This window comes from Ruegeria sp. HKCCA5426 (genome assembly GCF_013034585.1).
Classification (GTDB): domain Bacteria; phylum Pseudomonadota; class Alphaproteobacteria; order Rhodobacterales; family Rhodobacteraceae; genus Ruegeria.
This window is the reverse complement of the sequence record NZ_WQGH01000003.1, coordinates 356,079-371,183: the sequence shown is the minus strand read 5'-3', so window position 1 is coordinate 371,183 and position 15,105 is coordinate 356,079. Positions and strand designations below refer to the sequence as shown.

Below are 15,105 nucleotides of genomic sequence, written 5' to 3'. Positions count from 1 at the left end.
AAATTGTTCGGATCATCCGGCTTGCATCAGCCGGTTGCAAGGGCCCTTTGATCCTCGCGCCCCATGGCAAGAAGAATTGGCTGCGTGTCCTGCTGTTCCTGAAAAGCGGCCTTGTCCTGCATCCCACGCCAATTCGCCTGCACCAGTGATTGCGCAACAGCACCGCTCAGCGTTGCGCCGGGACCGGTGACTATGAAAAGGTCAGGTGCGAATTCGCGGGCCGCCGTCTGTACGGAACGGGTGAAGTCGTAGGCCTCCGTCACCTGATGCCCCAGCGTATAATCCCAAAGTTCCTGCGTATCCGTAGCGCCCGGCCACCAAACCTTGCCCCGCCCGTCGATAAGGGGCCGGGTCGGTTGGCTGAAAAGTTCAACCCCTAGGCGCGCCCGCCCCTCAGCGGCGACTGGCGCTTGCAGGGGTGTATGGAATGCGGCGTGGTTCGCCAGTCGCATTGGGAACTGATTTTGGACAACAGGCTGAGAGGTTTCAAAGGCCTTCAGCCCCACCTCATTGCCCGCCAGCACGAGCATACCCCCCAAGTCGATCGACAATGCCAGATTATGACCGTCGATCGCATTGATCCGCGCGACATCGGCCAGCAACTCCGCCTTGCGGACCGGATCGTTTTTCCATGTCTCATCCGTAAAGGGATAGACAAGCTGCCCGCCGATCAGGTGATCCTGCATCAGCGTCCCCATGGTGTTCACGACGCGGAACCCGTTCTCGGGCGAGAACGCGCCCGCCACGGCCAGGGCGATATACCACCCCATCGAGTTCCCGGTGACAGCGACCACCTCGATATCTTCAGCCAGATCCCAGGCATCCGATAAGGATGCCGCATAGATCAAAGGCGAGGCGACATCCCCCCGCGAATATTTGCTGACCGAAAAGCGCCCCGCGCCGTCCAGATCAGTTACCCGCTCTTGTCCGGCTTCAGCGCGAAGATCGTCAAACCGGCGGAGCATGTCCATGCGGTCTGCGTGGTGGCGATGCAAATATCCCAGCTCAGGCTTATTATAAGTGCCCCGCCCGGGGCAGATGACAACAGCGGTGCGGGTCATGATCGGCCTCCGGTCAGCTTGAGCGCAGCTTCAACAATGCTTTCTTCTGACGGTAAAGGCGCGGCATAGGCGGGGCCGGTCGCGATAAAGCAGTCCTCAGCCACGACCCGTGCGACAGGGGTATCGGCGCTGTTTTCGGCAAAAAAGGCCATCAACGCCTCGGACTGGCTTCCGGTCCGGCGGCATTCATCCATGATCAGGATATGTTTGCATCCCTTGGTCGCCGCGCGCAGCGCTTCTGCCGGTAGTGGCGCAAGCCAGCGCATATCAATGACACGAGGCTTTAGCCCAGCCGCCCGCAAAGCAGGCAGCGCCTTTTGCGACAGGTAGTGCCCGTTGCCATAGGTGACGATCGCCAGATCGGTCCCGTCACCGTGCACCCCGACCTCTCCTATCGCGATGCGTTGATCCGGCGAGGGATAGGTCGTCATCCACCCGGCATCCTGAGCTTCGTGCAGATCGCGCATGGGATACAGCGCGATAGGTTCCAGAAACACCACAACACGTTGTTCTTCCCGCGCCAGCCGCACGCATTCACGCAGCATCTGCGCAGCGTCCGATCCTGTCGAAGGGCAGGCGATAATCACCCCGGGAATATCGCGCAATACGGCCAGAGAGTTGTCGTTGTGGAAATGCCCCCCGAACCCTTTCTGATACCCCAGACCCGCAATCCGCAGAACCATCGGGTTCGAGAACTGGCCGTTCGAGAAAAACGGTAGGGTTGCCGCCTCGCCCCTGATCTGGTCTTCGGCATTGTGAAGATAGGCGAGGAACTGGATTTCGGGGATCGGGATGAACCCGTTATGCCCCATGCCGATTGCCAGCCCCAGAATTGATTGCTCGTCCAACAGCGTATCAATAACCCGATCCGGCCCGAACCGTTGTTGCAGCTTTTGCGTCACGCCATAGACGCCGCCCTTGCGACCGACATCTTCGCCCATACAGACAATCTCGCCATGCTCCAGCATCAAATCGGTCAGTGCCCAGTTAATCAGTCGGCTCATGGGTTGGGGATCGTCCATCGCGCGTAGATCGCTTCCAAACGCGCGCGTGCGTGCCTCGGCGCTTGGGCCATTGGCGGGCTTGCAGGCACGTGTTGGGGGAATCAGGCTTGCCATGACCTCAGCCGCGTCGGCCAGGTGCGGGCGCGAAGCGGCCTCGGCTGCGATACGCGCAGTTCGGGCGCAGGTGTCATTGTAAATCTTCAGCGCCTGATCGGGCGTCAGCGCGCCTGCCTGACCCAACAGTCGCACCGAATGCAGTAGAGGATCATTCGCCTCATCCGCTTCAACTTCGGACTTTGTCAAATAGGTCGTGGGCACGTCCGCCCCGGCATGACCATAAAGGCGCACAGTGCGCAGATGCAGAAACACTGGCTTGCGCCGGGTTCGGACGTAGTCAGCAGCTTCTTTAGCCACGGCAAAAGTTTCAAAAATGTCCAAACCGTTGGCTTGGAAGTACTTTATCCCCGGTCGGTGCTGCATGGACGCCTGAATCCAACCTGTGGGCGTCTTCACCGAAATGCCGATCCCGTTATCCTCGCACACAAACAAAAGAGGCAACGGCGTTGACTGAACACTGGTCCAACCCGCCGTATTGATCGCGCCCTGAGCTGTCGAATGGTTGGCCGACGCATCACCAAAGGAACACATCGCTATTCCATCTTCAGGCAGTTCCCGGTGTTCGGGATCGTGACGCCGTGCCGCGCCCAATGAATAGGCCGCGCCAACCGCCTTGGGCAGGTGGCTGGCAATCGTAGACGTCTGCGGCGGGATCATCAGCGCCTTGGACCCCAAGACCTTATGCCGCCCTCCCGATGTCGGCTCTTCTTTCGAGCAGGCAAAGCTTAGCAACATGTCCCACGCTATCTGCTGACCCGGCACTTGCTCGGACCGCGCAATTTGAAACGCCGCATCGCGGTAATGCAGGAACGCGATATCGGTCGGGCGCAATGCATGAGCCACCGCAGCCATCCCTTCGTGCCCCGAGGAGCCGATGGTATAGAACCCCTGCCCCGCCTTCTGCATCGCACGGCTGGTCCGGTCCAACGCCCGACTAAGCACTTGCGACCGAAACAGGGAAACCGCGTCTGTCTTGTTCAACCCCGGGCAAGGCAATGGGCCGTCTGGCAGATCCCCCTGTGCGACCCGGGTCAGAAAATTGTCGTGAACGATCTGAGCGCGATCCATCAGCGGCCTCATTCAAAAACTGTTTCGCAGCAGCATCCACGATGGGATACTCTCTTTGTCACAGGCTTCACACGGTTTTGGCAACGGAAAGTCGCCGTTGCACCTTGCACCGCCAACACATCCCATCCGGCCCGGCCCCAAGGCACCTTCGCCACAAGTGAACCCAGATCTCTGTATCGGACTGGCGCACACGAAAGGCCAGTGATATTCCATTCAAAAGGTATGAGGAAATATCATATGATTGCGCCTCGTCGGTTTCTGCCCTCGATCCCCTCGCTGCTGGCGCTTGAGGCCGTGGATCGTTTGGGAAGCGCCTCGGCCGCTGCCGAAGAACTGTCCCTGACCCAAAGCGCAATCAGTCGGCAGCTCAAGACTTTGGAAGAACAGTTGGGCGTCGACCTCATCCAACGCAGTCATATGCGGCTTCACTTGACGCCTGCGGCACAGGAATATGTTCAGGTGGCCCGCGCGACCTTGCATCAGTTGGCGCAGGCTTCGTTGAAACTAAAGGCCAACCCGACCGGCGGATCCCTGAACCTTTCGATACTGCCCGCGTTCGGAATGCACTGGTTGGCGCCACGCCTTCAGGACTTTGCCCGCAAGCACCCCGAGGTCACGGTGAACCTGAATACACGCCTGCGCCCCTTTGATTTTGACAGGGAACGCTTTGACGCCGCAATCCATTTCGGCCGCAAAGACTGGACCGGCGTCAACTACCTTCCCATCATGCGAGAAGACGTCCTGCCGGTCTGCGCGCCCGCGCTGCTACCCGACCAGAACGGCAACATCGAGTGGTTGCTGAAAGCGCCCCTTCTGCAATTGGAAACGCGCCCCGACGCGTGGGAGAAATGGTTCGCCGTTCAAGGGCACGAGGTTTCGGGCATTCAGGGAATGCTGTTTGACCAGTTCTCGACAATGTGCCAGGCAACCATTCATGGGCTGGGCGTTGCATTGCTGCCCAGCTATTTGGTTGATGATGACCTAAAGTCTGGACGACTGGCCCTTGCCTGGGACGGTCCGGGTTTCAGTCTGGGCGATTTCTACCTTGTTTGGCCGCAATCCAGAGCAGAGCCTGAGCCGCTCAAGTCATTCCGGCTCTGGCTGCAAGATCAGGTTGCGGCTTCAGATACCGACAGCTCTGACGCGGACTAAGCCAGCGCCGCCTTCAACTTAACTGCCAGTTGGCACCTGCCATGCCCAACGGGAGGAGGTGTTTCGACAGAAACATCGACGACGGGCGGGAGAGCCTCTTTCGATCTAGGTATCCAGCGAACGGGCGATCAATTCCTTCATAATCTCGTTGGTGCCACCGTAAATCATCTGAACCCGCGCGTCCGTGTAAAGGCGGGCAATGGGATACTCCATCATGAACCCGTAACCACCGAAAAGCTGAAGGCATTCATGCATGACTTCGTTTTGCGCCTCGGACCCCCAATATTTGGCCATGGACGCCGTCGCAGCGTCCAAAGTTCCTGCCTCCAGCTTGGCAATACAATCGCTCACAAAGCTGCGCAGAATTTCGGCCTTGGTCTTGCACTCGGCTAGCTTGAAGCGGGTGTTCTGGAAATCCATGACACGCTGCCCAAAGGCTTTGCGTTCCTGCGTGTATTTCACCGTTTCGGCGATTGCGTAATCAATAGACCCCAGCGCGATGATAGCGATCGTCAGGCGTTCCCACGGCAGTTGTTTCATCATCTGGTAGAAACCCTGCCCTTCTTCGGGCCCGATCAGGTTCGTCATCGGAACCTTCACGTCTTCAAAGAACAGCTCGGCCGTATCGTTGCCTTTCATACCCAGTTTTTTCAGGTTGCGCCCTTTGCGAAACCCTTCGGCGCCGTCTGTTTCGACGGCGACCAGTGAAACTCCCTTGGAGCCCTCGGACTTGTCGGTTTTCGCCGCAACCAGAATAAGGTCGGCAGATTGCCCATTGGTGATGAAAATCTTAGAGCCATTCAGGCGATAGCAGTTCCCGTCCTTTTCTGCGATCGTACGGATGGACTGAACGTCAGATCCCGTCCCCGGTTCGGTCATCGCCAATGCGCCAACCATTTCGCCAGAGGCCAGCTTGGGCAGCCACTTTTGTTTCTGCTCATCGCTTCCGTAGGCAGTAACATAGTGGGTCACGATGGACTGAATTCCATACCCCCAACCTGCGTCCCCATGTGAGGTTTGCGCATACATCGTGATCGCGTCAAACCCAATGTCGCCGCCAACGCCGCCGTATTCCTCGGGGATGGCACCCGCCATCAGCCCCATATCCCCCGCCTTGCGCCAGAATTCCCGGTCAACAACACCGTTGTCGTTCCACCGTTCGATATTCGGCACCAGTTCATCTGCCATAAATCGGCTCGCCATTTCAGCGAACATCTTGTGTTCTTCTGTCGCCCAAGCGGATGTAGCAGAAAACAGAGACATAGAGCGTCCTCCCAAAAACAAATTTTGCGCACCGTAATCTGCACCGACAGCCGATCCAATGCGCGCAAAGACCCGCAACGCAACGTCATTTCAGGAATTCGAACGGGCCGAACCTAATTCAGCAACGCCGCTTCCAAAAGAATCTTTGCGGCGGCCTTGGCTTCGCGGGCCGGGTCGCAGGATTTGAGCAGAACCGCCGTTACGATGGCCCCTTCTTTCAGCAATAGAATCTGACAGGCAAGTGCCTCAGGGGCAGACGCGCCTGCCCTGCGTGCAAGATCGGTGAAATACTCCAACAGCAGGCGTTTATGTTCGGCCGCCTGAACATGGATCGGATGCGTCTTGTCCTGAAACTCTGCACCAGCCTTGATGAACATGCAGCCGCGAAATCCATCCTCTTCGAACCATTCACCCAAGGCGTCGAAACTGGCGATCAACTGATCAGCCGGCGTGTCGGCAAGTTCTTCTATGCGACGCAGAAACCAGTTTCTAAAGTTCTCGTCCCGCAAACGCAGCGCAGCAAGGATCAATTCCTCTTTGGTTCGGAAATGCTTGTACATCGAGGTCTTGGACACACCAGTTTCCACCACCAGCTTATCCATACCCGTGGCGTGAAATCCGTCTTGGTAAAAGACCTGCAGGGCCTTGCGGACCAGTTCATCTCGTTTGTTTGGGCGCATTTAGTAGCTCAATCCTTGACTGATCTGTACATATTATTTTGATCTGAAAACTACAACCTCTTTCCAAATCTGCGGGGAATATCTCAAGTAACACAAGCACCTTACAATACAGCCCCGAGAAAAATATCGACGTGACACTTGACAAACATTACCGATCTGTACACTTTCAATCACAACATGTACCGATCAGTAAACCTTTGGAGCTTCCAGATGAGACGCCGTGCCAGCCCCTTCTCACCTCAGTATGTCCCCATTCTTCTGACCATCGCATTGCTTGCGGCCTCATTGACCTGAAAGGAACCAGAATGACACGCCCCCCTCTTCCCCCGTTCACGCAGGAAACCGCCATTCAAAAGATTCGGATGGCTGAAAACGGCTGGAACAGCCGCGATCCGGATGTCGTCACACCCGCCTACACCGAAGACAGTCAATGGCGTAATCGCGCCGAGTTCATTACCGGCCATGCAGAAATCCACGCCTTTCTGACGCGAAAGTGGCGGAAGGAACTGGATTACCGATTGATCAAAGAACTTTGGGCACATTCAGACAACCGGATTGCCGTGCGCTATGCGTATGAATGGCACGATGACAGCGGTCAGTGGTTCCGCTCATACGGGAACGAGAACTGGGAATTTGCTACTGATGGCCGGATGGCTAAACGTCATGCGTCATTGAATGATGTGCCGATTTCGGAAGAAGACCGGCTGTTTCACTGGCCCAGCGGCCCCCGGCCTGATGATCACCCCGGCCTGTCAGATCTCGGCCTGTAGAAAGGACAGCCCATGCCCCGTGCATTTTCAGAACTGATGTTCACGCCTGCCGTTCGCGCCCATCAGGAACGTATGGGTTCTGCCAAGACCTATGCCAAGTTCCTTGAGGGCGGCCCCCAGCAAGGTCATGAGATTGGCCCCGCAGAAAAAGCGTTTATCGAAGCCCGGGATGGGTTCTATCAATCCACGGTGTCCGAGACCGGCTGGCCTTATGTTCAGTATCGCGGTGGGCCTGCCGGATTTCTGAAAGTGCTTGGCCCGACAACGATTGGATACGCCGACTTTTCCGGCAACAAGCAGTATATTTCTCGTGGGAATCTGGACGGCAACGACCGGGTGGCCATGATCCTGATGGATTATGCAAACCAGCGCCGATTGAAGATTCTGGGGCGGGTCGTGTTCACCGAAGGCGAAGCCGCCGCAGCCAGCCTGTTTCCCGATGAAGCCGATGCTGTGGCGGAACGCGCCGTCATTGTTCGGGTCGAGGGGCTGGATTGGAATTGCGCGCGCCACATCACACCACGTTTTACCGAGGCGGAACTGCGCCCCCACCTGAACACGCTTGGTCAACAACTGGCGCAGCTTCAGGCCGAAAACGAGAAACTGAAACAGCAACTGGCAAGCCGATCCTGAAACGGCTTGCCGGAAGTCCTGATTATGTTCTGTAAGCAAGGAAGCAGTTCATGCCGCGTTCCACGTTGAATTTCGCTTTTATTTGCCTGATTGGCTGTACCCTGTCGACCGGAGTTCTGATGCTAGGCTTTTTTGCATCTCCCGAAGCGGTGCGTTCTTCTCCTCCGGCTACCTACAACTCTTTGTTGCTGGAGCATCTCGCGAAGCGATAAGGCAGATGGGGCTTAATTCTTCTTCAAAATACACATATATCCACTCGCACCCCCTTGACCTTCCCGTGACTGGAACCCTCATTTAGAGGGTGAAAAGCACTTCGGGATGAGCCGGATGACTACACCGCAGAAAATTCAATTGAAAATCACCGGAATGGGGTGTGCGTCCTGCGTTGGTCGCGTTGAGGCTGCTCTGGATGACGTTCCGGGCGTTACATCGGCCGCGGTCAATTTTGCTACCGAAACCGCACAGGTCTCATTTTCCGGGCCAGTTGAGTCGCTGACACACGCGCTGGATCAGGCGGGCTATCCCACTGCTATTGCTCATACGACGCTGAATGTTTCCGGCATGAGCTGCGCCTCATGCGTGCGCAAGATCGAAGGGCTTTTGTCAGGTGATCCAGCCGTCGTTGAAGCGCAGGTCAATCTTGCGACTGAAACTGCGACGGTGACGTATGTGGACGGGGCAACCACCGCACAGGCGCTGGCGGACCTCTGTACCAAAGCGGGTTATCCAGCCCGTGTCGCGCAAGAGGACGGTGAAGCAGACCACAGCAAGGCGCAGGAAGCCAATTCGCTGACTCGCGCCACACTGTTTGCCGCAATGCTGGCGCTGCCCGTTTTTGTGCTGGAAATGGGCGGGCACATGATCCCAGCCTTTCATCATTGGGTTCACGCCACGATTGGAACTCAGACAAGCCACCTTATTCAGTTTGGCCTGACCACTCTTCTTCTGCTTGGACCGGGTCGGGTCTTTTACGCGAAAGGCATCCCTTCTTTGCTGCGCAGGTCCCCGGACATGAACGCGCTGGTCGCCATGGGAACCGGGGCGGCCTATTTGTATTCGGTGGTCGCGACTTTTGCGCCGGGTGCCTTGCCGGAAGGCAGCGCCAATGTCTATTTCGAAGCGGCATCCGTCATCGTCGTCCTGATCCTTCTGGGGCGCGCGATGGAGGCACGCGCAAAGGGGCGCACTGGTGCTGCGATCCAGAAGCTGATCGGCCTGCAACCCAAATCGGCCAGGGTGGAACGGGACGGCACAATGATCGACCGCCCGATCTCAGAGATTGTGGTGGGCGATATCCTTCAGATCAGACCAGGTGAGCGTGTTCCGGTGGACGCCGAAGTTCTGGAAGGCACGTCCTTCGTGGATGAAAGCATGATTACGGGTGAGCCGATCCCTGTTGGAAAATCCAAGGCGGATCAGGTCGTGGCTGGCACCATCAACGGCACTGGGGCGCTGCGGGTAAGGGCAGCGCGCGTTGGTGCCGATACTGTTCTAGCACAAGTCATTCGGATGGTTGAACAGGCGCAAGGTGCAAAATTACCTATACAGGGGCTGGTCGACCGTATCACCGCGTGGTTCGTGCCAGCGGTTATCGGTGTTGCAGCACTAACGATTGCGGCTTGGTTGCTGTTTGGGCCTGCGCCCGCCTTGCCGATGGCCTTGGTCGCAGGAGTTTCGGTTCTGATCATTGCGTGCCCCTGCGCCATGGGGCTGGCAACACCGACGTCGATCATGGTGGGCACGGGCCGCGCAGCCGAATTGGGGGTTCTCTTTCGCAAAGGCGACGCCCTGCAACAGCTTCAGCAAGCCAAGGTCGTGGCGCTGGACAAGACCGGGACACTGACACAGGGACGTCCTGAACTTGAAACTATCGTGACGGCCAACGGGTTCGACAACGATCAAGCCCTACGGCTTGCGGCATCGGTTGAATCCCGATCCGAACACCCGATTGCAACTGCGATCACGCGCGCAGGGCCTGCGGTGCCGCCCGATGCGTCGGACTTCCAGTCACTGACAGGCTTGGGAGCTCGGGCCTTGGTTGACGGGCAAGAGATTATCATCGGGTCGCTCAGGCTAATGCGGCAGTACAACGTGGATGTGTCAGAGTTGAAACAGGACGCCGACCAGCGCGCGGCCGAGGGCGCAACCCCCTTGTTCCTGGCTGTCGATAGCAAGGCCGCCGCAATGATTGCAGTTTCAGACCCGCTCAAACCCGGCACTGCCGAGGCCCTTGGCAGGCTACATGCGATGGGGCTGACTCTGGCGATGGTCACCGGGGACAATAGCGGCACGGCGCAGTCGCTTGCCCGGAAACTTGGTATTGATCACGTGACGTCCGAGGTATTGCCGGACGGCAAACTGGCCGCGATCAATGACCTGCGCGACCAGTTTGGATCGCTGGCTTTTGTCGGGGATGGCATCAATGACGCCCCGGCGCTTGCAGCAGCGGATATTGGTATTGCGATTGGTACTGGAACCGACGTGGCCATTGAAACGGCGGATGTGGTGCTCATGTCAGGTGATCTGCGCGGTGTGGCGAGCGCGATGGATATCAGCCGCCGCACCATGCGGAACATCCGGCAGAACCTGGGCTGGGCGTTTGGATATAACGTCTTGCTGATACCGGTTGCGGCAGGCGTGCTTTTTCCCTTTGGCGGGCCATTGCTGTCCCCAGCCTTGGCCGCCGGAGCAATGGCGCTTTCCAGTGTTTTCGTAGTCACAAATGCGCTGCGCCTACGCCGGGTCCGGGCCACTTTGCCTGAAAGAGAGCACACAGAAACTCAGCAAACGGTGGCACCATGAATATCGGTGATGTTTCGACCCAGACCGGGTTACCCGCAAAGACGATCCGCTATTACGAAGACATCGGACTGGTCAAACCCCTGCGCGATGACAACGGGTACCGCCGGTTCCGCAGTCAGGACATACACAAGCTGAATTTTCTGGGCCGCGCCCGTGCATTGGGCTTTACGATCGAAGACTGCCGCACATTGATGGCCCTATACGAAGACGACACCCGCGCCAGTTCCGACGTCAAGAAGGTCGCGCGCGCGCATCTGGCCCAGGTCGAGGCCAAGATCGCTGACCTGAACGCCATGCGCGATACGTTGGGACACCTGATTGACGCATGTGCGGGTGATGATCGGCCCGACTGTCCAATCCTGCAAGATTTGGGAGGCAAAGCATAACACGGGGTTGCCCTTTGCACGCAGCTTTGGTTTGTCTCTGCTGAACGACCCAACCGGGCATGAGAAAGGATCACCAAATGGCAAAAGTCGCATTCCTTGGATTGGGTGTCATGGGCTACCCAATGGCCGGCCATCTGCAGGCCGCAGGTCACGACGTCACCGTCTACAACCGAACGCAAGCCAAGGCCGAAGCATGGGTTGCCCAGCATGGCGGCGCAATGGCCGCGACACCGCGTGAGGCAGCCGAAGGTGCCGAGTTCGTCATGTCCTGCGTCGGAAATGATGACGACTTGCGCATGGTGTGCACCGGCGAAGATGGCGCGTTTCACGGGATGTCTGACGGCGCGATTTTTGTCGATCACACAACTGTTTCTGCCAAGGTGACGCGCGAGTTGTACGAGGCGGGTAGAACCCGTGGGATCGCCTTTGTCGATGCCCCGATCTCGGGCGGACAGGCGGGGGCCGAAAACGGGGTCCTGTCAATCATGTGCGGCGGCGACCAGCCGGCCTATGACACGGCAGAGCCGGTCATGCTGGTCTATTCCAAAATCTGCCGCCGGATCGGCGACAGCGGCGCGGGGCAGATGACGAAGATGTGCAACCAAATCGCCATCGCTGGTTTGGTTCAGGGCCTTAGTGAAGCGTTGCATTTTGCCGAAAAAGCCGGGCTGGACGGCCGGTCGGTGGTTGAGGTGATCAGCCAGGGCGCGGCAGGAAGCTGGCAGATGGCGAACAGGTACGAGACCATGCTGGACGACCATTTCGATCACGGCTTCGCCGTTGACTGGATGCGCAAGGATTTGGGCATCTGCCTGAGCACCGCAGATGAAACAGGTGCGTCCCTGCCTGTGACGGCTCTGGTTGATCAGTTCTACAAAGATGTGCAGAAACTGGGCGGTGGTCGCTGGGACACCTCGTCCCTGATTAAGCGTTTGCGCGCGTTGGGATGAAGCAAGGGGGCTGTCTGCCCCCTCTTGGGCCGCTGGCCCAATTCACCCCCGAGGATATTTAGGGCCAGATGAAAAGGATCCCGCTGAACGCGGGGCAGGAATTCGAATGAGCGACTTGATTGGTTTCTGGACAGGCGCTTTGCGCCAGCATTGGGGTCTGGATGCGCGACTGACCCGTTTGGATGGCGAATACGACCTGAATTTTCTGGTGCAGGCGACGAATGGCCAGGACTATGTGCTCAAGGTCATGCGGGCCGGGTGCGAGCAGGAATTCGTGGACCTTCAGGTTAAGGCTTTGGATCACATTGCGCGCGCAGCGCCGGGCTTGCCCTTTCCGAAGGTGATACAAGATCTTGAAGGTGTGGTACTGCCACAAATTGAAGATCAGGAAGGTGCGCCGCGTCTGGCGTGGCTGCCGGAACGCCTTCCGGGGCAGTGTTACGCCAAGGCCGCGCCTAAATCCGAAGACCTGATACTCAGGCTGGGGCGCGTATTGGGGGCAACAGATCGCGCATTGGAAGGGTTTTCGCATAGCGGGTTGAACCGGGCCGACTTCAAATGGGACCTGACGCAGGCCGACTGGATCTTGGAAAAGTTGGACGCGATTACGGACACCGCGCAGCGGGTGCTTTTGACAGAGATTTGCGCCGAATTTACAGCGACCTCAGCTGTGCTTGCCACGTTGCCGAAACAGGCGATCCACAACGACGCCAATGATTACAACATTCTGGTCGAAGGCGATCTGGGTCAGCGCCAAAGCGTATCCGGGCTGATAGATTTGGGCGACATGTGTGCCGCCCCCCGCGTGTGCGATCTGGCGATTGCCGGGGCGTATATCGTTCTGGATCACCCCAGACCAGAACATGCGCTGGCCGCTTTGGTGCGCGGGTATCACGCGGCCAATCGTTTGCGTCCGGAAGAGGTTGACCTGATCTGGCCTTTGTTACGGATGCGGCTGGCGGTATCGGTTGTGAACTCGACCTTGATGGCGGCTGAAAACCCTGATGATCCGTATGTTACGATCAGTCAGGCCCCGGCGTGGCGGTTCCTGGAGAACAAGGCGGTGAATGGTGGCCTGATGTCTGCGCGGTTGCGTGTGGCCTGCGGGCTGCCTGTCACCGACGGCGCCGAGCATGTCCTTACCTATCTGCATGAGCATCGCGGACAGTTTGCCCCAATGTTCAGGCAAGACTTGACCGATGTGCCGATGGGGTCTTTGTCGGTGGAAAACTGTGTCTGGCCGCAGAATCCTTTCGACATGCCTTTGGCCGAGGCCGCGCGCGTGGGCGAGGAGTATGGTGAGGGCCCGTGGCTGGGTTACTACAACGAACCGCGCCTGATCTATGCCGAGCCGGGGTTCCGCAAGGGGCCGTGGAAAGCGTCAGATCGGCGGACGGTACATCTGGCCGTGGATGTGTTTGCCCCGGTGGGCACCTTGCTACACGCACCGTTAAGCGGACGTGTTGAGGCGGTCGAGAACCGTGACGCCCATCTGGACTATGGCGGTGTGGTGATCCTGCATCATGAAACGCCCGAGGGGGATGCGTTCTATACGCTCTATGGTCATCTGGACCCCGAGGTGTGCGAGCGACTGAAACCTGGTGATCCCGTAGCTCAGGGCGCGGCATTCGCGCGTCTGGGGGATGCCAGCCAGAACGGAGGCTGGGCCCCACATGTGCATTTCCAACTGGCGATGACCACGGACGGAATGCAGAATGATTGGCCAGGTGTTGGTGATCCCGATGAGATGGAGCTGTGGCACGCGGTTTGCCCGAACCCCGCAGCCCTGTTGAACCTGCCCGATGACAAGGTGTTCTATCGCCCGACAGACAAACAGGCGATCCTGAAGGGGCGGCACGAGCACTTTGGCGGCAATCTCAGCCTGACGTATGACGACCCGGTGATGCTGGTGCGCGGGTGGAAACACCACCTGTTCGATGAATGGGGGCGCCCTTACCTGGACGCCTATAACAACGTCCCCCATGTGGGCCACGCACATCCGCGAATTCAGGCGGTGGCGGCGGATCAGTTGCGGAGGATGAACTCGAACACCCGCTATCTGCACCCGGCACAGACCGCTTTTGCAGACAAGGTGCTGTCGAAACTGCCCGATCACTTTGAGGTCTGTTTTTTCGTCAATTCCGGCACCGAGGCCAATGAACTGGCCCTGCGGCTGGCGCGCGCGCATACCGGGGCCAAGGGGATCGTGACGCCGGATCACGGTTATCACGGCAATACGAATGCGGCGGTTGCGATCTCGGCCTACAAGTTCAACAAGCCCGGCGGCGTGGGTCAGGCGGATTGGGTCGAACTGGTCGAAGTGGCCGACGATTATCGCGGATCATTCAAGCGCGACGATCCCGACCGCGCCACAAAATTCGCGAATTTTGTAGACCCTGCGATTGCCGCTTTGCAGGACAAAGGGCACGGCGTCGCAGGTTTCATCGCCGAGACTTTCCCCTCGGTCGGAGGTCAGATCATCCCGCCCAAGGGTTATCTGCCCGCAGTCTATGAAAAAATCCGCGCCGCCGGAGGGGTGTGTATCGCCGATGAGGTGCAGACTGGGCTGGGCCGTCTGGGTGAGTATTACTTTGGCTTCGAGCATCAGGGCGCGCTGCCCGATATCGTGGTCATGGGCAAACCCATCGGCAACGGGCACCCTCTGGGTGTGTTGGTCACGACCAGGGAAATCGCGCAAAGCTTTGACAACGGGATCGAGTTCTTCTCGACCTTCGGTGGATCAACCTTGTCCTGCCGGATCGGGAAAGAGGTGTTGGACATCGTCGATGACGAGGGGTTGCAGGAAAATGCCCGCGTGATGGGCGCGCGCCTGATGGACGGGCTGCGCGGGATTGAGGGTGATTTCGCCTGTGTTGGCGACGTGCGGGGCATGGGCCTGTTTCTGGGGGTCGAGTTGATCAACCCCGACGGATCCGAGGGCACCGAGATTTGCAAATACGTCAAGAACCGGATGCGTGATCACCGCATCCTGATCGGCAGCGAAGGGCCCAAGGACAATATCCTGAAAATCCGCCCGCCCCTGACGATCGAGGCGGATGACGTCGACATGATCCTGTGGGCGCTGCACGATGTGCTGACCGAGGTCGGCGACTATGCCCCTGCCCCAGCCTGCGATCATGATCACCATCACGCTGGTTGCGGCTGCTGCTGAAACAGAAAAACCCCGGCGCGAGGAGCGTGCCGGGGTCTAACGCGCCC

11 protein-coding genes are annotated in these 15,105 nt (G+C 58.3%); 7 read left to right on the top strand and 4 right to left on the bottom strand.

Translation table 11 applies throughout. The features are described from left to right. Positions 1-26: 26 nt before the first annotated feature. Both GOV87_RS06965 and GOV87_RS06960 read right to left on the bottom strand, forming a co-directional pair. Positions 27-1,061, bottom strand: coding sequence for an ACP S-malonyltransferase (locus GOV87_RS06965; RefSeq protein ID WP_171211271.1), 1,035 nt, complete (start codon positions 1,059-1,061; stop codon positions 27-29). Then, positions 1,058-3,250, bottom strand: coding sequence for a dehydrogenase E1 component subunit alpha/beta (locus GOV87_RS06960; RefSeq protein WP_171211270.1), 2,193 nt, complete (start codon positions 3,248-3,250; stop codon positions 1,058-1,060). The genes GOV87_RS06965 and GOV87_RS06960 overlap by 4 nt, the downstream gene beginning before the upstream one ends. 237 nt (positions 3,251-3,487) lie before the next feature. Here GOV87_RS06960 and GOV87_RS06955 point away from each other — a divergent pair, with 237 nt between their 5' ends. Further along, the gene (locus GOV87_RS06955; protein WP_171126245.1) at positions 3,488-4,402 is read left to right on the top strand and encodes a LysR substrate-binding domain-containing protein; all 915 of its coding nucleotides are present in this window, start codon (positions 3,488-3,490) and stop codon (positions 4,400-4,402) included. Positions 4,403-4,507: 105 nt separating this feature from the next. On the opposite strand, the gene GOV87_RS06950 is transcribed toward GOV87_RS06955, so the two are convergent. Further along, positions 4,508-5,665, bottom strand: coding sequence for an acyl-CoA dehydrogenase family protein (locus GOV87_RS06950; RefSeq protein ID WP_171211269.1), 1,158 nt, complete (start codon positions 5,663-5,665; stop codon positions 4,508-4,510). Between the two features lie 113 nt (positions 5,666-5,778). Next, positions 5,779-6,345 (bottom strand): TetR/AcrR family transcriptional regulator, encoded by a 567-nt coding sequence (locus GOV87_RS06945; protein ID WP_171211268.1) that lies wholly within the window; start codon positions 6,343-6,345, stop codon positions 5,779-5,781. 305 nt (positions 6,346-6,650) lie between these two features. Here GOV87_RS06945 and GOV87_RS06940 point away from each other — a divergent pair, with 305 nt between their 5' ends. The 6 genes from GOV87_RS06940 (at position 6,651) to GOV87_RS06915 (ending at position 15,058) form a co-directional block, all read left to right on the top strand. Next, positions 6,651-7,115, top strand: a complete 465-nt coding sequence (locus GOV87_RS06940) for a nuclear transport factor 2 family protein (protein ID WP_171211267.1) — start codon at positions 6,651-6,653, stop codon at positions 7,113-7,115. 12 nt (positions 7,116-7,127) lie between these two features. Beyond that, complete coding sequence (locus GOV87_RS06935) at positions 7,128-7,748, top strand: pyridoxamine 5'-phosphate oxidase family protein (protein WP_171211266.1); 621 nt, start codon at positions 7,128-7,130, stop codon at positions 7,746-7,748. 327 nt (positions 7,749-8,075) lie between these two features. Beyond that, positions 8,076-10,550: a heavy metal translocating P-type ATPase gene (locus GOV87_RS06930; protein ID WP_171211265.1), complete on the top strand. Its 2,475-nt coding sequence runs from the start codon at positions 8,076-8,078 to the stop codon at positions 10,548-10,550. Continuing rightward, a complete protein-coding gene (gene cueR / locus GOV87_RS06925; RefSeq protein WP_171123737.1) occupies positions 10,547-10,936 on the top strand; it encodes a Cu(I)-responsive transcriptional regulator in 390 nt (129 codons plus the stop codon). Before GOV87_RS06930 ends, cueR begins: the two co-directional genes overlap by 4 nt. A 77-nt stretch (positions 10,937-11,013) precedes the next feature. After that, on the top strand, positions 11,014-11,886 hold the full coding sequence (locus GOV87_RS06920) for an NAD(P)-dependent oxidoreductase (protein ID WP_171211264.1): 873 nt from the start codon (positions 11,014-11,016) through the stop codon (positions 11,884-11,886). 106 nt (positions 11,887-11,992) lie between these two features. Continuing rightward, positions 11,993-15,058, top strand: a complete 3,066-nt coding sequence (locus GOV87_RS06915) for an aminotransferase class III-fold pyridoxal phosphate-dependent enzyme (RefSeq protein WP_171211263.1) — start codon at positions 11,993-11,995, stop codon at positions 15,056-15,058. Positions 15,059-15,105 lie beyond the last annotated feature (47 nt).